This is a genomic window from Pseudomonas sp. RG1, from assembly GCF_025910115.1.
Taxonomy (GTDB): domain Bacteria; phylum Pseudomonadota; class Gammaproteobacteria; order Pseudomonadales; family Pseudomonadaceae; genus Aquipseudomonas; species Aquipseudomonas atacamensis.
Map to the genome: position 1 here is coordinate 1 of NZ_JAPCIK010000047.1, position 21,940 is coordinate 21,940.

23 protein-coding genes are annotated in these 21,940 nt (G+C 60.4%); 8 read left to right on the forward strand and 15 right to left on the reverse strand.

Features of this window, described 5'->3' with window-relative positions; translation table 11 throughout:
- Nucleotides 1–156 precede the first annotated feature (156 nt).
- The 6 genes from msrQ to OK411_RS23730 form a co-directional block, all read right to left on the reverse strand.
- Nucleotides 157–780, reverse strand: a complete 624-nt coding sequence (gene msrQ / locus OK411_RS23705; protein WP_136494024.1) for a protein-methionine-sulfoxide reductase heme-binding subunit MsrQ — start codon at nt 778–780, stop codon at nt 157–159.
- Nucleotides 780–1,793, reverse strand: a complete 1,014-nt coding sequence (msrP, locus tag OK411_RS23710) for a protein-methionine-sulfoxide reductase catalytic subunit MsrP (protein ID WP_136494025.1) — start codon at nt 1,791–1,793, stop codon at nt 780–782. The genes msrQ and msrP overlap by 1 nt, the downstream gene beginning before the upstream one ends.
- A gap of 63 nt (nt 1,794–1,856) precedes the next feature.
- Entirely contained in the window at nt 1,857–2,714 is an 858-nt protein-coding gene (gene pssA, locus OK411_RS23715) for a CDP-diacylglycerol--serine O-phosphatidyltransferase (RefSeq protein WP_016773182.1), read from the reverse strand.
- 148 nt (nt 2,715–2,862) lie between these two features.
- A complete protein-coding gene (gene ilvC, locus OK411_RS23720) occupies nt 2,863–3,879 on the reverse strand; it encodes a ketol-acid reductoisomerase (RefSeq protein ID WP_003228216.1) in 1,017 nt (338 codons plus the stop codon).
- Nucleotides 3,880–3,925: 46 nt separating this feature from the next.
- Nucleotides 3,926–4,417 (reverse strand): acetolactate synthase small subunit, encoded by a 492-nt coding sequence (ilvN, locus tag OK411_RS23725; RefSeq protein WP_003176102.1) that lies wholly within the window; start codon nt 4,415–4,417, stop codon nt 3,926–3,928.
- A 2-nt stretch (nt 4,418–4,419) separates the two neighbouring features.
- The gene (locus OK411_RS23730) at nt 4,420–6,144 is read right to left on the reverse strand and encodes an acetolactate synthase 3 large subunit (protein WP_039761986.1); all 1,725 of its coding nucleotides are present in this window, start codon (nt 6,142–6,144) and stop codon (nt 4,420–4,422) included.
- 399 nt (nt 6,145–6,543) lie between these two features.
- On the opposite strand from OK411_RS23730, the gene OK411_RS23735 reads away from it, so the two are divergent.
- Nucleotides 6,544–6,960: a DUF4124 domain-containing protein gene (locus OK411_RS23735; RefSeq protein WP_264365770.1), complete on the forward strand. Its 417-nt coding sequence runs from the start codon at nt 6,544–6,546 to the stop codon at nt 6,958–6,960.
- Between the two features lie 22 nt (nt 6,961–6,982).
- Here OK411_RS23735 and OK411_RS23740 read toward each other — a convergent pair whose 3' ends face one another.
- From OK411_RS23740 to mrcB, 3 genes are read right to left on the reverse strand one after another with little or no spacing between them, the layout of a single operon-like run.
- Entirely contained in the window at nt 6,983–7,318 is a 336-nt protein-coding gene (locus tag OK411_RS23740; RefSeq protein ID WP_016773180.1) for a YqcC family protein, read from the reverse strand.
- Nucleotides 7,318–8,067 (reverse strand): tetratricopeptide repeat protein, encoded by a 750-nt coding sequence (locus tag OK411_RS23745; protein WP_016773179.1) that lies wholly within the window; start codon nt 8,065–8,067, stop codon nt 7,318–7,320. Before OK411_RS23745 ends, OK411_RS23740 begins: the two co-directional genes overlap by 1 nt.
- A gap of 16 nt (nt 8,068–8,083) precedes the next feature.
- A complete protein-coding gene (gene mrcB / locus OK411_RS23750) occupies nt 8,084–10,408 on the reverse strand; it encodes a penicillin-binding protein 1B (RefSeq protein ID WP_122706096.1) in 2,325 nt (774 codons plus the stop codon).
- A 116-nt stretch (nt 10,409–10,524) separates the two neighbouring features.
- On the opposite strand from mrcB, the gene OK411_RS23755 reads away from it, so the two are divergent.
- The 4 genes from OK411_RS23755 (at nt 10,525) to OK411_RS23770 (ending at nt 13,888) form a co-directional block, all read left to right on the forward strand.
- Complete coding sequence (locus OK411_RS23755) at nt 10,525–12,081, forward strand: AAA family ATPase (RefSeq protein WP_264365771.1); 1,557 nt, start codon at nt 10,525–10,527, stop codon at nt 12,079–12,081.
- Between the two features lie 91 nt (nt 12,082–12,172).
- Entirely contained in the window at nt 12,173–12,517 is a 345-nt protein-coding gene (locus tag OK411_RS23760; protein ID WP_039761605.1) for a pentapeptide repeat-containing protein, read from the forward strand.
- 288 nt (nt 12,518–12,805) lie between these two features.
- Nucleotides 12,806–13,078: a TfoX/Sxy family protein gene (locus OK411_RS23765; protein ID WP_016773175.1), complete on the forward strand. Its 273-nt coding sequence runs from the start codon at nt 12,806–12,808 to the stop codon at nt 13,076–13,078.
- A 15-nt stretch (nt 13,079–13,093) separates the two neighbouring features.
- Nucleotides 13,094–13,888 (forward strand): Crp/Fnr family transcriptional regulator, encoded by a 795-nt coding sequence (locus OK411_RS23770; RefSeq protein ID WP_264365772.1) that lies wholly within the window; start codon nt 13,094–13,096, stop codon nt 13,886–13,888.
- A gap of 233 nt (nt 13,889–14,121) precedes the next feature.
- Here OK411_RS23770 and OK411_RS23775 read toward each other — a convergent pair whose 3' ends face one another.
- From OK411_RS23775 to OK411_RS23790, 4 genes are read right to left on the reverse strand one after another with little or no spacing between them, the layout of a single operon-like run.
- Nucleotides 14,122–14,970: a ChaN family lipoprotein gene (locus OK411_RS23775; protein ID WP_264365773.1), complete on the reverse strand. Its 849-nt coding sequence runs from the start codon at nt 14,968–14,970 to the stop codon at nt 14,122–14,124.
- Nucleotides 14,971–14,989: 19 nt separating this feature from the next.
- Nucleotides 14,990–15,757 carry a heme ABC transporter ATP-binding protein gene (locus OK411_RS23780; RefSeq protein ID WP_264365774.1) on the reverse strand — a complete coding sequence of 256 codons (768 nt, stop codon included), beginning with the start codon at nt 15,755–15,757 and terminating at the stop codon, nt 14,990–14,992.
- Entirely contained in the window at nt 15,757–16,740 is a 984-nt protein-coding gene (locus OK411_RS23785) for a FecCD family ABC transporter permease (RefSeq protein ID WP_167333571.1), read from the reverse strand. The genes OK411_RS23780 and OK411_RS23785 overlap by 1 nt, the downstream gene beginning before the upstream one ends.
- Before the next feature lie 50 nt (nt 16,741–16,790).
- Nucleotides 16,791–17,663, reverse strand: coding sequence for a heme/hemin ABC transporter substrate-binding protein (locus OK411_RS23790; protein WP_130900974.1), 873 nt, complete (start codon nt 17,661–17,663; stop codon nt 16,791–16,793).
- A 164-nt stretch (nt 17,664–17,827) separates the two neighbouring features.
- Between OK411_RS23790 and OK411_RS23795 the strand changes: the two genes are divergently transcribed.
- On the forward strand, nt 17,828–18,145 hold the full coding sequence (locus tag OK411_RS23795; RefSeq protein WP_024014328.1) for a Rieske (2Fe-2S) protein: 318 nt from the start codon (nt 17,828–17,830) through the stop codon (nt 18,143–18,145).
- Here OK411_RS23795 and sfsA read toward each other — a convergent pair.
- The gene (gene sfsA / locus OK411_RS23800; protein WP_024014329.1) at nt 18,142–18,855 is read right to left on the reverse strand and encodes a DNA/RNA nuclease SfsA; all 714 of its coding nucleotides are present in this window, start codon (nt 18,853–18,855) and stop codon (nt 18,142–18,144) included. The genes OK411_RS23795 and sfsA overlap by 4 nt on opposite strands.
- On the reverse strand, nt 18,855–20,024 hold the full coding sequence (locus tag OK411_RS23805; protein WP_016773168.1) for a pyridoxal phosphate-dependent aminotransferase: 1,170 nt from the start codon (nt 20,022–20,024) through the stop codon (nt 18,855–18,857). The genes sfsA and OK411_RS23805 overlap by 1 nt, the downstream gene beginning before the upstream one ends.
- A gap of 332 nt (nt 20,025–20,356) precedes the next feature.
- Between OK411_RS23805 and dksA the strand changes: the two genes are divergently transcribed.
- Together dksA and gluQRS are read left to right on the forward strand one after the other, a co-directional pair.
- On the forward strand, nt 20,357–20,800 hold the full coding sequence (dksA, locus tag OK411_RS23810; protein WP_016773167.1) for an RNA polymerase-binding protein DksA: 444 nt from the start codon (nt 20,357–20,359) through the stop codon (nt 20,798–20,800).
- A gap of 199 nt (nt 20,801–20,999) precedes the next feature.
- Nucleotides 21,000–21,893 carry a tRNA glutamyl-Q(34) synthetase GluQRS gene (gene gluQRS, locus OK411_RS23815; RefSeq protein ID WP_130927871.1) on the forward strand — a complete coding sequence of 298 codons (894 nt, stop codon included), beginning with the start codon at nt 21,000–21,002 and terminating at the stop codon, nt 21,891–21,893.
- Nucleotides 21,894–21,940: the final 47 nt, after the last annotated feature.

Consider the following 21,940-nt stretch of genomic DNA (forward strand, 5'->3'; position numbering starts at 1 on the left):
TACACATCACTGCTCCTTCAACTCCTTCCAGGCTTCGATGATCTGAAGCAAGCCGCTGTCGAAAACTGCTTAACTCTTTGAATCTCAAGGAGTTTTCCGTTTCGACTGCGCCGGAAGTGGGGCGAATTATAGACCTCTGGAATCTGCCGTCAACCGTTAACTTCGCTTTTCTTGCAGATTTTGCTTTTTACCCAGTAAACGCGGGATTCGCTTCATCACCGGCGGCAGACGAAGCAGCAAAAGCACGCCACCTATAAAGGCATAAATGGTCCACTCTTCCAGATCGGCCCGCACGATCCACAGCATATGCAGCAAACCCAGTCCGAGAATCAGGTAAACCAGGCGATGCAGCTTCTTCCAGCGAGCTCCCAAACGACGCTGACTATAACGATTGGACGTCACCGCCAGTATCAGCAATCCGAGAAAGCCCAGCGCACCGACAATAATGTAAGGACGCTTGCGTAGCTCAACGCCCAACTGTGACCAATCGAACCCGAGGATAAACGCCATATAGCTGAACAGATGCAGCGTCACATAAGCAAAACACCAAAGCCCTAACTGCCGGCGCACTGCAATCCACCCCGCCCAGCCACTCAGCTTTTGCAACGGCGTCATGCTCAGCGTAATCAACAGCAACACCAGCGTGCCAAGCCCGAGACGATCAACCAGCACCTTGCCCGGATCAGGCCCGAGCAGATCGGCGAACGCTTGATAGAACCACAGCAATGGCCAGACCGCCGCAGCAATGAAAACGCCCACTCGCCAGAACGGATAACGCATCAGTAGTTCTTCCGCAGATCGAGCCCTGTATATAAAGAAGCGACTTCATCGGAGTAGCCGTTGAACATCTGCGTATCGCGCACATTCGGTTTGAACAGACTGTTCGGCAGGCGCCGCTCGCGCGCCTGGGTCCAGCGTGGATGGTCGACGGTAGGATTCACATTCGCGTAGAAGCCATATTCATCGGCAGCAATGCTTTGCCAGGTGGTCTTCGGCTGCTCACTGACCAGACTGATGCGCACAATGGACTTCACGCTTTTAAAGCCGTACTTCCACGGCACCACCAGACGCAGAGGCGCGCCGTTCTGGTTCGGCAGTTCGCGGCCATACATGCCCACCGCCAGGATCGCCAAAGGACTCATCGCCTCATCGAGACGCAAGCCTTCGACATACGGCCAGTCGATCAAGGCAAAACCGGAACGCTGGCCGGGCATGCTCTTGGGATCCTGCAAGGTTTCGAAGCGGATGTATTTGGCTTTGGAAGTCGGTTCGACCTGTTTGAGCAAGGCCGAGATGGGAAAGCCGATCCAGGGAATGACCATCGACCACGCCTCGACGCAGCGCAGACGATAAATACGCTCCTCCAACTGATACGGTTTCATGAAGTCTTCCAGCGCATAACGCCCCGGCTTACCCACCTCCCCGTCAATCACCACGCTCCAGGGTTCGGTTTTCAGGTCGCCAGCGTTCCTCGCGGGATCTCCCTTGCCGGTACCGAACTCATAAAAGTTGTTGTAGTTCGTCGCGTCTTTATAAGGCGTGATCGCCTCGTCCTTGACGTTGACCGCCCCCCATTGAGTAGAAGGAAGCTTTTCGGCAAACCAGGCCGGAGCCTTGCCGGATTCGACTTCAGAGTAACGCGGGGCATCAGCTGCGCTGGCCCAGCGCGGCAGGCTGCTCACGGCAATACCGGCAGCAGTGGCGCCGAGCAATTGGCGACGGGAGAGATAAATGGCTTCAGGCGTGACATCCGACTCATGGCAGTCGGATGCTTTGGGGATCTTGATCAACATGACAACTCCGCAGCTTTGGAGGACAGGTGCACCCATAGACTGCGGAGTATGCGGGAAATTACATCACTCGGCGTTTTTGTGACGACGAAGACGCAACAGATATTGCACCGGACCGGACGCCGCATAGGCGAGGAACACCAGCAGCAGAATGCGCGGCGGATCACTGAACACGACAGCGAATACCAGCACCACCGCGAGGATCGCCACGAACGGCACGCGACCTTTGAGATCCAGCTCCTTGAAGCTGTTGTACTTGATGTTGCTGACCATCAGCATGCCGGCCGCCGCCACCATCAAGGCCACCAGGAACGACATCTTCGAACCCTGGATGCCGTAATCGCTGAACGCCCAGACAATACCGGCCACCACACCTGCCGCCGCCGGGCTGGCCAGACCGATGAAGTAGCGTTTGTCCGCCGTGCCGACCTGGGTGTTGAAACGCGCCAGACGCAACGCCGCACCCGCTACATATATGAAGGCGACCATCCAGCCGACCTTGCCCATGTCTCCCAGCGCCCAGCCGAAGGCCAGCAATGCCGGCGCGACGCCGAAGGCGACCATGTCCGACAGCGAGTCGTACTCGGCGCCGAAGGCACTTTGCGTATTGGTCATGCGCGCCACGCGACCATCGAGGCCGTCGAGCACCATCGCGACGAAAATCGCGATCGCAGCGAAAGCGAAGTACTTGCTCGCATTCACCGAGTCGCCGGCGCTCAACGCGGCCTGGGCGCTCATCGAGTTGATGATGGAATAGAAGCCTGCGAACAGGTTGGCAGTGGTGAACAGGTTCGGCAGCAGATAGATACCACGATGCCGGACTTTACGACCTTCTGCGTCGTGCCCTTCTTCGATGTGTTCATCGATGGGCAGCAGGCTTTCGGCGTCGGAAGCCTTGTTCGGCTCTTCGGGACGTTCGCTCATGGACATTACCTTGCAACGGTTTGGAAAAAATTCGACAGAGGCTTGAGGACGACAGTTCGGCCACAAACGATGCAGCTTTATACCAGAAGCACCGGCCCAAACGAAAAAACGCGGCCGAGGCCGCGTTTTTCGTACAAGGAACGACGACTCAGTTCTTGGCTTTGTCGACGATCTTGTTGGCACCGATCCACGGCATCATGGAGCGCAGTTGCTCGCCGATGATTTCGATGCCGTGAGCGGCGTTGTTACGACGCTTGGCGGTCATCGAAGGGTAGCCGGTTGCGCCTTCGCTGATGAACATTTTGGCGTATTCGCCGTCCTGAATACGTTTCAGGGCGTTGCGCATGGCCTGACGGGATTCGGCGTTGATCACTTCCGGGCCAGTCACGTACTCGCCGTATTCGGCGTTGTTGGAGATCGAGTAGTTCATGTTGGCGATACCGCCTTCGTACATGAGGTCAACGATCAGCTTCAGTTCGTGCAGGCACTCGAAGTAGGCCATTTCCGGCGCGTAGCCAGCTTCAACCAGGGTTTCGAAACCGGCTTTCACCAGTTCAACGGTACCGCCGCACAGAACGGCTTGTTCGCCGAACAGGTCGGTTTCGGTCTCGTCCTTGAAGGTTGTTTCGATGATGCCGGTACGACCGCCACCAACGCCAGCGGCATAGGACAGTGCAACGTTCTTGGCGTTGCCCGAGGCGTCCTGGTAGATCGCGATCAGGTCAGGGATACCGCCGCCTTTGACGAACTCGGAACGCACGGTGTGGCCCGGGGCTTTCGGCGCGATCATGATTACGTCGAGGTCGGCACGCGGAACAACCTGGTTGTAGTGAATCGCGAAGCCGTGGGAGAAGGCCAGAGTGGCGCCTTTCTTGATGTTCGGCTCGATTTCGTTCTTGTACAGCGAGGACTGGAACTCGTCCGGGGTCAGGATCATGACCAGGTCGGCAGCGGCAACAGCGGAAGCAACGTCGGTCACTTTCAGGCCGTGAGCTTCGGCTTTGGCAACGGTGGCCGAACCTTTACGCAGACCGACGGTAACGTCGACACCGGAGTCTTTCAGGTTGCACGCCTGAGCGTGGCCCTGGGAGCCGTAACCGATGATGGCAACTTTCTTGCCCTGGATGATCGACAGGTCGCAGTCTTTATCGTAGAAAACTTTCATGAATTTCCCCTTATATCCGGCCGTTCAGGCCATGCGCTAATTTGGTTTAGATGCTGAGTACTTTGTCGCCGCGAGCAATGCCGGTCACGCCGCTACGGACGGTTTCCAGAATCGATGCGGTGCCGATGGACTGAATGAAGCTGTCGAGCTTGTCGCTGGTACCGGTCAATTGAACGGTATACACGCTGGCGCTGACGTCGACGATCTGCCCACGGTAGATATCGGTGGTGCGTTTGATCTCGGCGCGCTGGGCGCCAGTGGCCTTGACCTTGACCAGCATCAGTTCACGCTCGATGTGAGCGCTTTCCGACAGGTCCACCAGCTTGACCACTTCGATCAGCTTGTTCAGGTTTTTGGTGATCTGCTCGATCACTTCATCGTGGCCCACGGTGGTCAGCGTCAGACGCGACAGGGTCGGGTCTTCGGTCGGGGCCACGGTCAGGCTTTCGATGTTGTAGTTGCGCTGCGAGAACAGGCCGACTACGCGAGACAGAGCGCCGGGTTCGTTTTCCAGAAGCAGGGAAATAATGTGCCGCATGATTAAGTACGCTCCGTCTTGCTCAGCCACATATCGCGCATGGAGCCGTCTTTGATCTGCATCGGGTAGACGTGCTCGCTGGTGTCGACCGCAACATCGATGATCACCAGGCGATCCTTCATGGCAAACGCTTCGGCCATCTTCGACTTCAAGTCTTTCGATTCGGTGATGCGTACGCCAACGTGGCCGTAGGCTTCAGCCAGCTTGATGAAGTCGGGCAGCGATTCCATGTAGGAGTGCGAGTGACGGCTGCCGTAGCTCATGTCCTGCCACTGGCGAACCATGCCCAGCACACCGTTGTTGAGGATGACGATCTTCACCGGCAAGCCGTATTGCAGGCAGGTCGACAGCTCCTGGATGTTCATCTGGATACTGCCTTCGCCGGTGACGCAGGCAACGTCATCGTCCGGGAAGCTCAGTTTGATGCCCATCGCTGCTGGCAGACCGAAGCCCATCGTGCCCAGACCACCGGAGTTGATCCAGCGGTTCGGCTTGTTGAACGTGTAGTACTGCGCGGCAAACATCTGGTGCTGACCAACGTCGGAGGTCACAAAGGCGTCGCCTTTGGTCACTTCGCAGAGGGTTTCGATCACGGTCTGCGGCTTGATCTTGCTGCCGTCGCCCTTTTCATAAGGGAACAGGCCGCGATCACCGCGCCATTCATCGACCTGCTTCCACCAGCTGGCTACGGACTCCTTGTTCGGGGTCTCGCCGATTTCCTTGAGAATCGCGACCATTTCGGTCAGGACGCTCTCGACCGGACCAACGATCGGCACGTCGGCCTTGATGGTCTTGGAAATCGACGCCGGGTCGATGTCGATGTGGATGATCTTGGCGTTCGGGCAGAATTTCGCCGGGCCGTTGATCACCCGATCGTCGAAGCGTGCGCCCACTGCGAGGATCACGTCGGCATGGTGCATCGCCAGGTTCGCGGTATAGCTGCCGTGCATACCCAGCATGCCGATGAACTGACGGTCAGTGCCAGGGAATGCGCCCAGACCCATCAAGGTGTTGGTCACCGGCAGGTTGAGCATTTTTGCCAGTTCGGTCAGTTGCGCGGAGCCATTGCCGAGAATCACGCCGCCGCCGGAGTACAGCACCGGGCGCTTGGCCGCCAACAACATTTCCGCTGCTTTGCGGATCTGCCCGGAGTGACCGCGAACGGCCGGGCTGTAGGAGCGCAGCTTGGCTTTTTTCGGAAAAACGTATTCGAACTTTTCGGCCGGGTTGGTCATGTCTTTCGGGATGTCGACCACGACCGGGCCCGGACGACCGGATTGCGCCAGGTAGAAGGCCTTCTTCATGACTTCCGGGATTTCCGAAGCGTGCTTGATCATGAAGCTGTGCTTCACGATCGGCCGGGAGATACCGATCATGTCGGTTTCCTGGAACGCGTCGGTGCCGACCATGGTGCTTGGCACCTGACCGGAAATGATCACCATCGGAATCGAGTCCATGTAGGCGGTGGCGATACCGGTAATGGCGTTTGTGGCGCCTGGACCGGAAGTCACCAATACCACGCCGGCTTTACCGGTGGCACGGGCGTAGCCGTCAGCCATATGGGTCGCCGCTTGTTCGTGACGAACCAGGATGTGGGTCACTTCCGGTTCTTTGAACAGGGCATCGTAAACATGCAGGAGAGCACCACCCGGGTACCCGTAGATATATTTGACGCCTTCGTCACGCAAAAAGCGGACGAGCATCTCACCGCCAGATAAAAGCTCCACGTTGTTCACCTCTAAAACGCCAGAATACCGTCCACAAAAAAGGGGCGGGTCTTAATAGGTTTACTTCTCGGCAGAGCATGAGCGACGGTGGTCGCCGACTACGTCAGCACTGACTGAGCAAGTATTGGGATCGTCCCAAGTGTTGCGGGCCTTTCCCACCCAGCGCGAGGTAACGCGTTGCGGGTGTAACAGGTCGGCGCGGATGTGCGCCTCATGATCTACCGAGTGGGTCTGCTTCTGGCAGTCCCTCTACAGCGGACTTTGGATTCTTCTGTTTCGCCCTCTGCAAGTCAAGTCGTCTGTGTGGTTAATTGTGGGTAAGCACATGAGAACGCAAGAAAAAACCTGAAAAGCGCTACTCTGTTAGCGTCAATTGCGCATTTTTGCCAAGGAATCAGCATGCGAACGCTCCTCCTCACTCTGCTGATCGGTCTCAGCCCATGGTGCTCGGCCGCTCAAATCTACAAATGGGTCGATGCCCAAGGCGTCACGCATTTCGATGCACAGCCGCCGCAGGGCCAACCGTCGACGACCGTACAGACGCCCTCCTCACCCGCACCGAAAGCTGCGCCGATGCCGGGCGGCGGCGTACTTGGCGATCAGAAAGCCATTGATGCCAAGGTGAAGAAACAGGTCGCCGAGCATCAGGCGCAGCTCAAGGCATTTTGCGAACAGGCACGCACGAACCTGGCGCAACTGCAGAACAATCCGCGTTTGCGTGAGGAGGTCGAGGGGGATGTGCGCAGGCTCGACGATACACAGCGTCAGGAACGCATCGTCGAAGCGAAGAAGCAGATTGCCGAGAACTGCCAGTAGGCCTGGCAGTTCCCAGTTTAGTTCAGCGGGACGCAGTGATCAGCAGGTCAAACTCTTTGAGCAGCACCTGCAACTGCCGATCCTTTCCGCCAAGGTTGCGCTGGGCAAAGACCATTTCCGCCATTTCCTGAATGCCCGAGGCGTTCGGCAGCGGCAGATCCTGTTCGAGGATCATCTTCATGCGCGGCAGGAAGATCCATTGCAGCCATTGCTCGAAGTCCAGCGTGTCGACGGAAAACGGCTCGACACTGCTCAGCGCTTCGGCGGACGGCTCAACCTCATCCCACCAGCCCTGGGTGCGCAGCTCTCGTTCGATCAGCAACAGCTGATCGGCGATTTTCGGGAAGCGCACATCCATCACAGGGAAACCTTGGCCTTCTGACGGGCCAGTGCGGCGCCGGCGGAATCGCCTTGTTTCTCACGAGACTGAGCGATGATTTCCCACAGGCTGGCTTGCAGATCCGGACGACCGTTGGCCATGGTCAGCGCACGACGGGCAAATTGCTCGGCTTGCGGCGCATCGCCCTGGGCCATACGTACTTGCGCCAAACGGTACAGCACTTGTGGCTCACGGGGGGCGACACGTTGCGCCCGCTCCAGGCTGGAAGAAGCACCATTGAGGTCGCCACCGGCCTGTTGCTGTTGCGCGGTGGTCAGCAAGGCGAGTACCGGGCCGTCCAGTTGCTCATCCGCCGACAGGCCACCGCCACTGCTGGCCGAAGGAATGCCACTTGGCGTCGACGGCATGCTGTAGCTGCCGGAGTTGATCGGCGCCGACTCAACCGCCGACGGGTTGTAAGGCCCCGACGTGATGCCTCCGGATGCCGGCCCCGGGACGATCGGCGAAGAGCTGATCGGTGTCGACACCGCCGCACCACCACCCGGCACCATCACCACTACGCCGGTATCGCCTTGCGGAATCGCCTGAGTCTGGCCCTGCACCGGGCGCTTGACCGTGGTCTGGCGGAAACCGCCATTGGCGCCGATGCGCTCGCTGTTGGACACGGCGGTGCCCGAATCCACCACAGGAATCGAACCACGCTGTACGGTGGAGCAGCCGCTGAGCAAAGCCACGGCGGTCACCGCTGGAATCAACCACTTGTTCACTTGAAACCCTCTTTGCTTAATTCATCCAGCCCTTGACCCAGTCCATCACCGACTCCGGCGAGGCAGGTGTTTCGCTTGCACACGCGGCGCCGGGTGGCGGTTCGCTGCCGCGAATATACGGCATCTGTACCGCGCCGGGGCAGTTGGCATCCGAACCCTGGCCGGTGCGCGAATCGACCCAGGCCTGCACGACGTTGTCCGGCTGCGGCATGTCCAGCGGCAGCGGATCGGCCTTGCGCATGAAACTGGTCCAGACCTGCAGCGCACCGGTGGCCCCGGTGAACGGCGTCTTGCCGTTGTCATCGCGGCCGAGCCAGACCACTGCCAGCAGATCCTGACTGAAACCGGCGAACCAGCTGTCGCGCGAATCGTTACTGGTACCGGTCTTGCCCGCCAGTGTCAGGGTCTTGGGCAGCACGTTATAAACCGAACTGCCGGTACCTTCACGCATCACCCGCTGCATCGCGTTCTGGATCAGGTAAATCGAGGCAGGGTCGAAGCGCTGTTCGATCTGGAACGGATAGCGCTTGAGCGGCTCGCCCTCGGCGGTCAACACGCTGCGGATGCCGCGCATCGGCGTATTGAAACCACCGTTGGCCAGCGTCTGATACATGGTCGCCACTTCGATCGGCGTCATGCCGCCGGCACCGAGCAGCATCGACGGGAACGCCGGGAACTCACGAGTGACGCCCAGGCGACCCACGGTCTTGAGCACGTTAGGCACACCGACTTCCAGGCCCAGACGCGAGGTCGACAGGTTGTAGGAATGCGCCAGGCCCTGATAGAGGAACACCGTACCGTGGGAGCGGCGATCGTAGTTCTGCGGCTTCCACACCTGACCGTTGGCGCCCTTGACCGACAGCGGATCGTCCGACAGCCAACTGGTCAGCGTGTACTGGCTCGGCTTCTCGAGCGCGGTCAGATACACCGCCGGTTTGATCAGCGAGCCGATCGGGCGCACCGCATCCAGCGCGCGGTTGAAGCCGGCATAGCTGGCCTGACGGCTGCCGATCATCGCCTGGACTTCACCGGTTTCCGGGTTGGTCACGACCATCGCCGCTTCGACGTCATCCGAGCCCTTGCGCCCAGCCAGACGCTTGAACGTGTCGTTGACCGAGGCTTCGGCTTTCATCTGCAGAATCGGGTCGAAACTGGTGAAGATGCGCAGGCCTTCTTCGGTCAAGTCTTCGTCGCGGTAGTCTTCGCGCAACTGACGTTTGACCAGATCGATAAAGCCCGGGAACGAGCTGTCGGCGAGCTTGCCGCGAGTCGTCACGCCGAGCGGCATTTTCTTCGCCGCTTCGACCTGCTCGGCGGTTGCCACGCCTTGCTGCGCCAGCACGTCGAGGACCAGATTACGCCGCTCCAGCGCGCGCTCCGGGTTACGACGCGGGTTGTAGTAGGACGGCCCCTTGACCATGCCGACCAGCAACGCCACTTGATGCAGTTTCAGCTCGGACAATGGCTGGCCGAAGAAGAACTGGCTGGCCAGACCGAAACCGTGCACCGCACGCTGACCGTCCTGGCCGACAAAGACTTCGTTGAGGTAGGCCTCAAGGATTTCCTTCTTGTCGTAATGCAGTTCGAGCAGCAACGCCATCATCGCTTCGGTGAGCTTGCGGGTCAGGCTGCGTTCGCTGGTCAGGTAGAAGTTCTTCACCAACTGCTGGGTCAGCGTACTGCCGCCCTGGGTCATCTTGCCGCCGGAGGTGTTGATCCACACGGCGCGGGCGATCGATTTCGGCGACACACCCCAGTGACTGTAGAAGTCGCGGTCTTCCACAGCGATCAAGGTTTCGAGCAGGTACGGCGGCACCTGATCGAGTTTGATCAGGATGCGGTCTTCAAGATTTTTCGGGTAAATGCCGCCGATCATCAGCGGCTCGAGGCGCACCACCGACAGTTTCGAACCGTTGGTCGCGGACAGCTCGGCAACGTAATCGCCGGAGAAGCGCACGCGCACCGGCTGCGGCTTTTCCAGGCCTTCATAGAACTGGAAGCCACGGGTGTTCAGGTCAACCGTATTGCCGCTGACGGCGGCGGCGCCGGGGCCATTGCTCACGGCTTCGCGGCGATAGCCGAGGGCATCGAGTTCGGTGAGGAAATCGTCCTTGCTGAGCTTCTGTCCGACGAACAGCTCGAGCGGGCGCGCGTATACCTTGGCCGGGATGGTCCAGCGCTTGCCGGAGAACTTCTCCTGCACCACGGCATCGAGGTAAACGGCGAAGCCGGCCAGCACTACAAGGCCGACCAGGCTGAGTTTAATGGCCCAGCTCAACCATGGGCTGAGGCCCTTGGCTGGTGGTTTTTTCTTGGTACGGGGGGATCGGGATCGAGTCATGGCGGCGGATTATACGCACTTTATCGATCCTCAACAGGCACGCGCGGAGGTTTGCGTCAGGCGGGCAAGCAGCCATAATGGCCGCCTCGAATTCCCCCGCCTCTGAAGGATCGCCCGTGAGCCAGTCCCTGATCGCTGCCCTGCAAAACCCGGCCCTCTACCCGCATCCCGTCGAAGGGTTTCAGGTCATCGAAACCCACATTTCGTGGGTGATTCTCACCGGCCCCTTTGCCTATAAAGTGAAGAAGCCGGTGAATTTCGGCTTCCTCGACTTCACCAGCCTCGACGCCCGTGCGCATTTCTGCGCTGAAGAGCTGCGTCTGAACCAGCGTCTGACCGCTGATTTGTATCTGGACGTGTTGCCAATCACCGGCAGCGTCGAGGCACCGCAATTGGGCGGCGACGGCCCGGCTATCGAATACGTGCTGAAAATGCGCCAGTTCCCCCAGAGCGGCTTGCTCAGCACCCTGCAAGCCAATGGCGAACTGACCACTCAGCACATCGATGCGTTGGCCGAACAGATCGCCCATTTCCATCTCAACGCCCCGAAAGTCCCGGCCGAACACGACGCCGGCACGCCGGACAGCGTGATGGCGCCGGTCGCGCAAAACTTCGAGCAGATCCTGCCGTTCCTCAGCGACAAAAACGATTTGCTGCAACTCGATGCCCTGAAAGCCTGGGCCGAAAGCAGCTTCGAGCGCCTCAAGCCCCTGTTCGCCCAGCGCAAGGCGCAAGGTTTCACCCGTGAATGCCACGGCGACATCCATTTGGGCAACGCCACGGTCATCGACGGCAATGTGGTGATCTTCGACTGCATCGAGTTCAACGAGCCATTCCGTTTCACTGACGTCTGGGCCGACACCGGCTTCCTCGCCATGGACCTGGAAGACCGTGGCCTGAAATCGTTGGCGCGTCGCCTCATCAGCCAGTACTTGGAACTGACCGGCGACTATGAGGGCCTGGAAGTGCTGAACTTCTATAAAGCCTACCGCGCGCTGGTGCGGGCCAAGGTGGCATTGTTCAGCATGCCGGCCGACGCGACTGCGGTGCAGCGCGCCACCACCCTGCGCCAGTACCGCAACTACGCCAACCTGGCGGAAAGCTACAGCACCATTCCTTCGCGCTTCATGGCCATTACCCACGGTGTTTCCGCAGTCGGCAAGAGCCATGTGGCCATGCGCCTGGTCGAAGCGCTGGGCGCGATTCGCCTGCGTTCCGATGTCGAGCGCAAGCGCCTGTTTGGTGAGCAGACCGTTGCCAACGATGTGCAGGCCGGCATTTACAGCGCCGATGCCAGCACCGCGACCTACGCGCGCCTGCATGAAATCGCCGAGGTGATCCTGCACGCCGGGTTCCCGGTGGTCATCGACGCGACTTACCTCAAGCGTGAACAGCGCGACAACGCGGCGAAGATTGCCGAAGCCACCGGCACGCCGTTCCTGATCCTCGACTGCAACGCCCCGCAAGCGGTAATCGAGAGCTGGCTGGCGATGCGTCAGGCCGACCAGAAGGATCCGTCCGACGCCACCCTGGCAGTGATCGAAGCGCAGCAGGCCAATCGCGAAGCGCTGACCCCGGAGGAGATTCTGCGCAGCAAACGCGTGCAGACCAATGAATCCGGCACGCTGGACACCGTGGTCGCGCAGATCCGTCAGCGCCTGCCGGGTCTGTAAAAAACTATTTCGGCCGTGAAGCCCTCGCTCGCTTCACGGCCGGCAAATAGTGGCACTATACTGGCGTCATAAAACCAACAGGTGATCTGACATGAGCCAGCCTAAACTGCTCGACACTCCGCTTTACGCCCTGCTGCACAAAGATGACGTTGCAGGCTTCAACAAAGAACGTCCACAGGATGGCCCGATCGACATGGTCGGCGGCGATTTCCGTGGTCTCGACCTGCGCGAGCTGAACGCCGACGGCGTGGATTTCCGCGATGCGTACTTCCGCTCCGCCGACCTGCGCGGCATCGACTTCCGCAAGGCTTCGCTCGAAGGCGCCAGCCTGGCCCATGCGCAGATTTCCGGGGCGTACTTTCCGCCGGAGCTGAGTGCTGACGAGATTCTGATGTCGATGAATTTCGGCACGCGGTTGCGCTATCGCACCCGCTGAAATCTGGAAATCTTCCTGACGCCACGCCTTTCCCCTGTCGGAGCGAGCCTGCTCGCGAAGGCGTAGTGTCAGCTGATATCGATTGTGTCTGATACGCCCTCTTCGCGAGCAGGCTCGCTCTCACATTGTTAACCGCCTAACTCGCTTCCCTCTGCGTTCGCAGGTCCTTTACCCCCTTTCTTAGAAGCGTTTGCGTCGAATCCGACCAAACAACCACGCTTTTCCTACTGATGGCTACACTGCTGAGAAGCTCGCCCACGCACCATTCGGCCGTCGCAAGGAGGCTTGATGAATGATGAACTGCAACACCTGAAAAATCTTGGCAAGACATCGGCGCAATGGCTGCATGCCGTGGGCATCCACAGCGCCTCGGACTTGCGTCGCCTCGGTGCAGTGGATGCCTACCGGGCTGTGCGTACTCGGGGGTTTCGCGCATCGAAGGTGTTGTTGTATGCGATCGAGGGCGCGTTGATGGACGTGCACTGGAACGATATCCCCGCCGAGCGCAAGGACGCCTTGAACAAACAGCTCGAAGCCATTTCCGCGCGCCACAAGAACTGAACAGGCGCTGACGCCATGTATTTACTGGGGGAACAATCGGCCCACGCCGACGCATTGATCAATCGCTTGCAGAGTCTTCCCGGGCAGTGGTTGCAGGATTTGTCGCCGTGCGCGCCGGTCATCGAGCTGGAGGCAACGGACGATCTGTTTGCACAGGTGCCGAGCGATCAGTTGTTTCTGCTGAGCGAGGGCGTGGTACATGGCTGCATCGCGGGCCGTGCGCTGTTCTACTGGCAGGAAGGTGATCTGCTCGGCCTGCAACGTGGCGAGCAATGGAGCGATTGCCGCATTTGCAGCGACAGCGCTGTGCGCCTGGTGCCCTATGGGCGCGCTGAGGTTTTGCAGCATCTGTATGCCGATCCTGATCGATCGGAGCAGTTGCTGAGCTATCTGCTCGGGCAAATGGCGCTGCTCGCCCATGCCGTGGCCGAGCTGAAACCCCGAGAGTTCCGCAGCACCAACGGCTTCAAACGCGTTGAGGCGGGCGCCGTGCTGATTCAACAGGGCGATGCAGCGGATCATGTCTTCGTGATCATCGACGGGCACGCCGAGGCATTTGTGGACGGGTACAAGGTCGGTGACGTGGCCAAGGACGAGATTTTCGGCGCCATGGCGTTGTTTACCGGCGAGCCGCGCAACGCTTCGGTGGTGACGTCCGAGCCGAGCACGTTGATGTTGATTCCCGGTGATCAATTTTTGAGCATGACCCGCAGCAATCCGAAGATCGCCCATAGCCTGATTGAGGGCATGGCTCGACGCATCGGCCAGTTGAATCGCAGGATCACGCAGTTGACGACGCAGCGCATCTAGCGCAAAGCCCTTTATTCACAGGGCCTCACCACCGCTCGCAAAACAAAATTACAGATTTGCAAAATCAGCGGTTGACGCGGTAATGAGAATCGCTATGATTATCACAACTGGTCGCGAGATCAGTCGATATTCTGAAAAGCCCTTGGTTCGGACTCTCAGATTATCTCCTCATCAGGCTAATCACGGTTATTTGACCCGGTTTTTTACCGGGTCTTTTTTTGCCTGTGGAAAAGTCATTTAGCGAATTGCTGGCGCATCTGCTCGCAGTAATCCGGCTTCGGCGTAGCAGGCGTATACCAGACGTAATCGGCCATCGCCGCCGATACCGCAGCGCCCTGCTCGGCCAGCATCAATACGATCGGCGCCTTGCCAGCGCCGAGATCCGACAGATGCAGCGGCACGCCGACATCCTTGCGCGCATGCCAGGCACCGGCCAGCAGAATCGAAGGCATCGGCGCCGCCAGCATGCGTTCGGCCATGCGTCGATCACGCTGTTGCTGAATCGCCAGCATTGCTGGCATCTGTGATTCGGGCAGCAAGCCGCAGTGGGATTCACTGATTTGCCCAAGCAAAGTTTTTTTAACCGACAGCGAATTGCTGCGCGGACCGTTCAGAGCAGGTGGATTGCGGTAGAACGCGCGGATTTCGCTGTCATCGAGATTGGCCGCCAGCAGCGGATACGGCTGCGACAGGGCAAAGCGCACGATCGGCCCGTAAAGGTTCCAGTCCCAGCCCTCTTGCCAGGCCAATGCCGCGGGCAGATCTGCCGGAACGGATTTCGGCTGGCGCGCCGCATCGACTTTCGCTTGTTGAACCGGCGAGAGCATTTCCAGCAGCAGACTGCCTTGCGCTCGCTGCTCGCCGAGCGACTGCAACAGCCACAACTGTGCGGCATGGTGATCGGCGTTGTCGTGCTGCTCACCGATGATCAAACGCTCAGGCTCAGCCAGACGCGTCAGCAATTGCTGCGCCGTAAGTACCTCGCCGCTGCGCAGATCGCGGATATCAGCGCCCACCGGCGGAGCCGCCACGTGCTGACAGCCCGCGAGCAACACCAGCGCCAACAACCACAATCCACGCATGCGACACCTCGATGATGATTCAGCGGGCGATGATCAGCGGATGCCCACGCTCCGGGTGCGGTTGCACCAAAACCTCCAGGCCGAACACTGCTTTAAGCGTATCCGGACGCAGCACCTGCTGCGGAGTATCCAGCGCAACCGGGCGCCCCTCCTCCAGCAACAGCACACGATCACAATAGCGTGCCGCCAGATTCAGATCATGCAGGATCACCAGCACCGCCGCACCGCGATCGGCGAACTCGCGCACCGCCTGCAAGGTGGTGTGCTGATGCAGCGGATCGAGCATCGACGTCGGTTCGTCGAGCAACAGGGTTTGCCCGGCCTGACCCGGCCAGAGTTGCGCCAGCACCCGCGCCAGATGCACGCGCTGACGCTCGCCACCGGACAACGCCAGATAACTGCGCCCACTCAGGTGCCCGGCATCGGCGGCGGCCAGCGCTGCCGCGACGATTTCGTCATCACGTACGCGCCCGGTCTGGTACGGCAAGCGGCCCATGCCGACGACCTCTTCCACGGCGAAGGCAAAATCCAGCGTCGACACCTGCGGCAACACCGCCAGTCGTTGTGCCCGCTGCGTTCCGCTCCAGTGGCTCAACGTCTGACCATCGAGCGAGACATTGCCGTCGCTGGCGGGCAACTCACCACACAATGCGCCAAGCAACGTACTTTTCCCGGCGCCGTTCGGCCCCAGCACGCCAAGCACCTCGCCGGGTTCGAGCCCGAGCGTAACCCCACTGAGCACTGCTTTGCGGCCACGGCGGACATGCAGATTGTGCGCAGACAACATCAGGCACGCCCTCGCAGCAGCAGATAAAGGAAGAACGGCGCGCCGATAAACGCCGTGACAATGCCGATCGGCAACTCCGCCGGCGCCAGCGCCAGGCGCGCCACCAGATCGGCGAGCAATAACAGGCTCGCACCCGCCAAAACCGAGGCTGGCAACAGAACTTTGTGATCGGGGCCGGCCAGCAGGCGCACCAGATGCGGCACCACCAGCCCGACAAAACCGATCATGCCCGCCGCCGCCACCGCCGCGCCGACACCCAGCGCGGTGCAGAACACCAGTTCGCGCTTGAGCCGTTCGACATCGATGCCCAGATGACCGGCCTCGGATTCACCGAGCAACAAGGCATTCAATGCCTTGGCCCGACGCGGCAGCCACAGCGCCACGCCGATGGTGATGATCAGCAGTGGCCACAGCCGCGCGTAACTGGCGCCGTTGAGGCTGCCCAGATTCCAGAAGGTCAGGGTGCGCAGCGTGGCGTCATCGGCCAGATAGGTGAACAGACCGACCGCCGAACTGGCCAGCGCCGTCAAAGCGATACCGGCCAGCAACATGGTCGCCACATGCGTCTGACCGTTGCGCCGGCCCAGCCGGTAGACCAGCGCCGTCACCCCGAGCCCGCCAAGAAACGCACACACCGACAACAGATACGGCCCGAACCACTCCGGCAGGCCGCCGAATAACGAACCGCCGACAATCGCAATCGCCGCGCCAAGCGCCGCGCCACTGGACACCCCGACCAGCCCCGGATCGGCCAGCGGATTACGAAACAAGCCCTGCATCGCTACCCCGGATAGCGCCAGCACTCCGCCGACCGCCAAGCCGAGCAAGGTTCGCGGCAGGCGGATCTGGCCGAGAATCAGCTCAGCCTGCTCCAACCCTTGCGGCGCCAACGGCACGCCGATCAGACGCAGCGCCGCGCGCAAGGTATCGAACAGCGGCAGGCTCACCGGCCCCAGCGCCAGCGACAGCCAGATCGCGAGCAGACACAGCAATGTCAGGCCGATAAACAAGCCACGGGGTTTGACCAGTGTGGTCATTGGCCGCCCTTGGCCGGGTAGAAGCCGTCAGTCAGGGTTTGCAAAGCAGCCGGCAACCGTGGCCCGAGACCGCCAACCAGCAGCGTCGGGTCCAGCTCCATCACCCGCCCGCTCTTGGCCGCGCGGCTGGAATTGAGGATGGGGTTTTCCTTGAACAACGCGGCTTTTGCCGCCTCACCGGTCAACGCTCGGTCAGCGAACACCAGCACTTCGGGATCGAGGCTGGCGAGGGATTCGACAGAAAACGGTTTGTAGCCGGTATGAGTAGCAAGGTTGTGCCCGCCGGCCTGTTGCAGCAGCCAATCGGCGGCAGTGTCCTTGCCGGCGATCAACGGCTTGCCGCCGGCGTGCCCGAGCAGCAGCAACACACCGGGGGCTTTCTGTGTGGTTTGCACTTGGGTAACTCGCACTGTCTGCGCCTGGAGCTGCTGTTGATAACTCTGCAGCAGCTGCGCTGCCTGGCTTTGTGCGCCGAGCAACTGGCCCAAACGAGTGACATTCTTTTCCAGCGTCGGCAGATCAGCCTGTGCCGAGAACAGCTCGACGTTCACTTTGGCGGCTTTGACTTGCGCCAGAACCGGCGGCGGCCCCATTTCTTCGGTACCGACAAGAATGTCCGGGCGCAGGCTCAAGATGCCTTCGGCCGACAGGCTGCGCTGATAACCAATACTCGGCAGCGCCTGCAACGATTGGGGATGCTGACTGGTGGTGTCGACCCCTACCAGCTTCGATTCGCCGCCCAGTGCGCTGACCCATTCCGACAGCGCACCGCCGGCGCTGACCCAGCGTTGCGGTAAATCCGCTGCGATCGCCTGATGGCTGAGAAAAAGGCCGACGCACAGTACGGCAACGCGGGTTTTCAGGCGCATACGCAGCTTCCTTGAACAAGGTTTCCCGGGCATCGGCGCAGCGAGCCAAGTATCCTCGGCAACGGCCAGACTCCCTGTGGGAGAAGGTCGCCATTTGATAATTGTTTGCATTTGAACGTCAAGCTCGGACATATCCAGACACGAGCGGACATTTGAGGATAGCCATGAAGTTTCTCTGCGCCGACAGTGAGCTGGCCGAAGGTGGCAGTCGCGGTTTCGAAATCGAAGGCAAAAAGCTGTTTGCCGTGCGTCGTGGCGGCAAGGTGTTTGTCTATTTCAATCGCTGCCCGCACCGGGGCGTCGGGCTGGAATGGCAGCCCGACCAGTTTCTCGATCCGAGCAATAGCCTGATCCAGTGCGCTACCCATGGCGCACTGTTTCTGATCGAGGACGGCGAATGCGTCGCCGGCCCCTGCGCCGGGCAGTCGCTCACGGCAATTGAATGCCGGGAAGATACACAAGGCGTGTGGGTCGACGTTTAACCGTTTAGCCGCACGTCGAGTCGGCGGTCGATGACCATTTCTTCGTGGTCAAGGCGCACACCGTAGGCCAACACCTCAACACCGCAGGCGACCGCTTCACGCAGCGCCTCGGCGTAAGCCCAATCGATTTCCTCGGCCGGGCGCACGGCATCGATGCCGGTGAGGTTCACGCAGTACAACTGCACCGCCCGAATGCCGTCGCGCGCCAGATGCGCCAGCTCGCGCAGATGTTTGGCGCCGCGCTGGGTCACCGCATCGGGAAACGCCGCCACCGCCGTGCCGTCGAAGCCGAGGGTGACGCTTTTGACTTCGACATACGCCGGGCCGCTGGGGTATTCGAGGCGGAAGTCGATGCGGCTTTTTTCCTGTCCGTAGGCAACCTCACGCTTCAATGCGGTAAAACCGTTCAACTCGGTGATCACGCCCGCCTGCAAGGCTTCCTCAACCAAGCCGTTGGCGCGCCCGGTGTTGACGCAAAACAGCCGGCCCTGCGGGGTTTCGCCAATTTCCCAAGTGCCGGGCAATTTGCGTTTCGGGTCATTGGAGCGACTGAACCAGACCTGCCCGCCCTCGACTTGGCAATTGAGCATCGAACCGGTGTTAGGGCAGTGAATGGTCAGCAACTCCCCGCTAACGGTCTCGATATCGGCGAGAAACCGCTTGTATCGGCGAATCAGTCGCGCTTCTTCCAGAGCAGGATAAAAGCGCATCAGCCTTGCCAGCTCTTCAAGCCGCGCGCAATGCGCTCAACCGCTTCCTGTAAACGTGCGAGGTTTTGTGTGTAAGCGAAGCGCACGTGATGGCTGGCCTGATAACGACCGAAATCCAGTCCCGGCGTAAAGGCAACGTGCTCGGTTTCGAGGAAATGCCGGCAGAACGCGAAGGCATCACCGCCGAAACGGCTGATATCGGCGTACAGATAAAACGCGCCTTCCGGCTCAACGGCGATGTTGAAACCGAGTTCACGCAGCGCCGGCAGGAGGAAGTCGCGACGGCGCGCAAACTCGGCGCGGCGTTCTTCGAGAATCGCAATGGTGGCCGGCTCGAAACAGGCCAGTGCCGCGTATTGCGCCATGCTTGGCGCGCTGATGTAGAGGTTCTGCGCGAGTTTTTCCAGTTCGCTGACTGCCGCTTCTGGCGCCACCAACCAGCCCAGGCGCCAACCGGTCATGCCGAAATACTTGGAGAAACTGTTGAGGACAAAAGCGCTGTCATCAACTTCCAGCACACTGGCGGCATCGGTGCCGTAAGTCAGGCCGTGGTAGATCTCATCCACCACCAAGTGCCCGTGCCTGGCCTTGATCGCTGTGGATAATCCGCCCAGTTCATCGCGGGTCAGCAAAGTGCCCGTCGGGTTGGCCGGCGAAGCGACAAGGGCGCCGACACTGTCGTGATCCCAATGCCGCTCGACCAGATCCGGGGTCAGTTGATAACGCACCTCCGGCCCGACCGGCACCAGTTGCGCCGCGCCTTCGACCAGCCGCAAGAAATGCCGATTGCACGGGTAGCCGGGGTCTGCCAACAGCCAGTGTTTACCCGGATCGACCAACAGGGCACTGGCCAGCAACAGCGCGCCGGAGCCGCCCGGCGTGATCAGAATCCGCCGTGGGTCGATATTCAGGCCGTACCGCGATTGGTAGAAACCGGCGATCGCCTCGCGCAGTTCGGGAATGCCACGGGCGGCGGTGTAACGGGTCTTGCCGGCGCTCAACGCAGCTTGCCCGGCGCGGATGATCGGCTCGGCGGTGGTGAAGTCCGGCTCGCCGATTTCCAGATGGATCACGTCGTGGCCTTCGGCCTGCAATTCATTGGCCCGCGCCAGCAGCGCCATCACATGGAACGGTTCGATCGCACGACTGCGCGCACTGTAGGGGCCCATTGGAATGCCTTCGACGGAAAAAAGAGACGATTCTACCTGTCTGCCGGAACGAGCGAGAACCCGTGGAGGTCACAGCCTCAAGAACGCTGGACTGTAACGATCTGAACGTACGCTCCAGGATTGACTAAAATCAGTGATTGAACAGGTCTCCCTTCCCACAGACACGGCTTGTCAGACATCTGCAAGCGCCACCCGCCGGGGGCTCGACATCCGGGAGTAGCGCAGGCTGATTTGATCTGGTAAGTTCGCCCGCTTGCAGCCGCAGGGCCGGCAGGTGTCGGTGATGGAGCAATCCTGCGCAATGGATTACAAGAGTAGAGGCGGTCTATTTCATGTCCACCCAAGCAAAGCAACAGCAGAAAGACACGATCAGCGGCTTCGAACCTTACGTTTCGAAGGCGGGTGAAGAGTACATGGGCGCTCCAATGCGCGCGCACTTCACCAAGATCCTGAACAAGTGGAAACTGGACTTGATGCAGGAAGTCGACCGCACGGTTGATCACATGAAAGACGAAGCGGCCAATTTCCCTGACCCGGCCGACCGTGCCAGCCAGGAAGAAGAGTTCGCCCTCGAACTGCGCGCCCGCGACCGCGAGCGCAAGCTGATCAAGAAAATCGACAAGACGCTGCAACTGATCGAAGACGAAGAGTACGGCTGGTGCGAGTCCTGCGGCATCGAGATCGGCGTCAAGCGCCTCGAAGCCCGCCCGACAGCGGATCTGTGCATCGACTGCAAGACCCTGGCGGAAATCAAGGAAAAGCAGGTCGGCAAGTAATCTCGACCTGAACGAAAAACGGAGCGTGCGAACGCTCCGTTTTTGTTTCTGTGTTTTGCCCACGGAACCTGTGAGAGCGAGCCTGCTCGCGAAAGCGTCCCTTCAGACAGCTCATTATTGCCTGACACAGCGCTTTCGCGAGCAGGCTCGCTCCCACAGGGGTAACCTGCTTAAATTCTGAATAGCCTTTATCGCCTCCATGACTGCCAAATCCCCCGCCTACATCGGCCGCTTCGCCCCCACCCCCAGTGGCCACCTGCACTTCGGTTCGCTGGTCGCTGCGTTGGCGTCCTACCTCGACGCCCGCTCCGTCGGTGGGCGCTGGCTGGTGCGCATGGAAGATCTCGATCCGCCGCGCGAAGAGCCCGGTGCGCAAGCGGCGATTCTCAAGGCGCTGGAAAGTTACGGCTTCGAATGGGACGGCGAAATGGTCCGCCAGAGCGATCGACACGCGGCTTATGCCGAAGTGCTCGACAGCCTGTTCAATCATGGCCTGGCCTACGCCTGCACCTGCTCGCGCAAACAACTGGAGCCCTATCACGGGATTTATCCGGGGTTTTGCCGCAATGCCGGGCATGAACAGCACGACGCCGCGATCCGCCTGCGCGTGCCGGAGCTGGAATACCACTTCATTGATCGCGTGCAGGGCGAATACCGCCAGCACCTGGGCCGCGACGTAGGCGACTTCGTCATCCGTCGGCGCGATGGTCTCTACGCCTATCAACTCGCGGTGGTACTCGATGACGCCTGGCAAGGCATTACCGACATCGTGCGTGGCGCCGATCTGCTCGATTCGACGCCGCGTCAGCTGTACCTGCAAGAACTGCTCGGCCTGAAACAGCCGCGCTATCTGCACCTGCCGCTGATCACCCAGCCGGACGGCAACAAACTCGGCAAGTCCTACCGTTCGCCGCCGCTCGAAGCCGATCAGGCCACGCCGTTGCTGCTGCGGGCCTTGCGCGCACTGGGGCAGAATCCCGGTACCGAACTGGCTCACGCTTCGCCGGGCGAACTGCTGGCCTGGGGCAGCGCGCATTGGGATGCCGACGGGATCCCGCGCACACTGACCCTGCCCGAAGCGCAACTGCAATGACGACACTTGCAGTCGCGCGCCCATCCGTTACCATCGCCGCACGTTTT

What these genes read in the sequence shown, in the direction of transcription:
- OK411_RS23770 (WP_264365772.1), top strand. Translation starts at nt 13,094, where the DNA reads ATGTATTTACTGGGGGAACAATCGGCCCACGCCGACGCATTGATCAAT.
- OK411_RS23740 (WP_016773180.1), bottom strand. Translation starts at nt 7,318, where the DNA reads ATGGATGTGCGCTTCCCGAAAATCGCCGATCAGCTGTTGCTGATCGAA.
- OK411_RS23765 (WP_016773175.1), top strand. Translation starts at nt 12,806, where the DNA reads ATGAATGATGAACTGCAACACCTGAAAAATCTTGGCAAGACATCGGCG.
- gluQRS (WP_130927871.1), top strand. Translation starts at nt 21,000, where the DNA reads ATGACTGCCAAATCCCCCGCCTACATCGGCCGCTTCGCCCCCACCCCC.
- OK411_RS23780 (WP_264365774.1), bottom strand. Translation starts at nt 15,757, where the DNA reads ATGTTGTCTGCGCACAATCTGCATGTCCGCCGTGGCCGCAAAGCAGTG.
- pssA (WP_016773182.1), bottom strand. Translation starts at nt 2,714, where the DNA reads ATGAGCGAACGTCCCGAAGAGCCGAACAAGGCTTCCGACGCCGAAAGC.
- OK411_RS23735 (WP_264365770.1), top strand. Translation starts at nt 6,544, where the DNA reads ATGCGAACGCTCCTCCTCACTCTGCTGATCGGTCTCAGCCCATGGTGC.
- ilvC (WP_003228216.1), bottom strand. Translation starts at nt 3,879, where the DNA reads ATGAAAGTTTTCTACGATAAAGACTGCGACCTGTCGATCATCCAGGGC.
- OK411_RS23760 (WP_039761605.1), top strand. Translation starts at nt 12,173, where the DNA reads ATGAGCCAGCCTAAACTGCTCGACACTCCGCTTTACGCCCTGCTGCAC.
- ilvN (WP_003176102.1), bottom strand. Translation starts at nt 4,417, where the DNA reads ATGCGGCACATTATTTCCCTGCTTCTGGAAAACGAACCCGGCGCTCTG.
- mrcB (WP_122706096.1), bottom strand. Translation starts at nt 10,408, where the DNA reads ATGACTCGATCCCGATCCCCCCGTACCAAGAAAAAACCACCAGCCAAG.
- OK411_RS23775 (WP_264365773.1), bottom strand. Translation starts at nt 14,970, where the DNA reads ATGCGTGGATTGTGGTTGTTGGCGCTGGTGTTGCTCGCGGGCTGTCAG.
- msrP (WP_136494025.1), bottom strand. Translation starts at nt 1,793, where the DNA reads ATGTTGATCAAGATCCCCAAAGCATCCGACTGCCATGAGTCGGATGTC.
- OK411_RS23795 (WP_024014328.1), top strand. Translation starts at nt 17,828, where the DNA reads ATGAAGTTTCTCTGCGCCGACAGTGAGCTGGCCGAAGGTGGCAGTCGC.
- OK411_RS23805 (WP_016773168.1), bottom strand. Translation starts at nt 20,024, where the DNA reads ATGGGCCCCTACAGTGCGCGCAGTCGTGCGATCGAACCGTTCCATGTG.
- sfsA (WP_024014329.1), bottom strand. Translation starts at nt 18,855, where the DNA reads ATGCGCTTTTATCCTGCTCTGGAAGAAGCGCGACTGATTCGCCGATAC.
- OK411_RS23790 (WP_130900974.1), bottom strand. Translation starts at nt 17,663, where the DNA reads ATGCGCCTGAAAACCCGCGTTGCCGTACTGTGCGTCGGCCTTTTTCTC.
- dksA (WP_016773167.1), top strand. Translation starts at nt 20,357, where the DNA reads ATGTCCACCCAAGCAAAGCAACAGCAGAAAGACACGATCAGCGGCTTC.
- msrQ (WP_136494024.1), bottom strand. Translation starts at nt 780, where the DNA reads ATGCGTTATCCGTTCTGGCGAGTGGGCGTTTTCATTGCTGCGGCGGTC.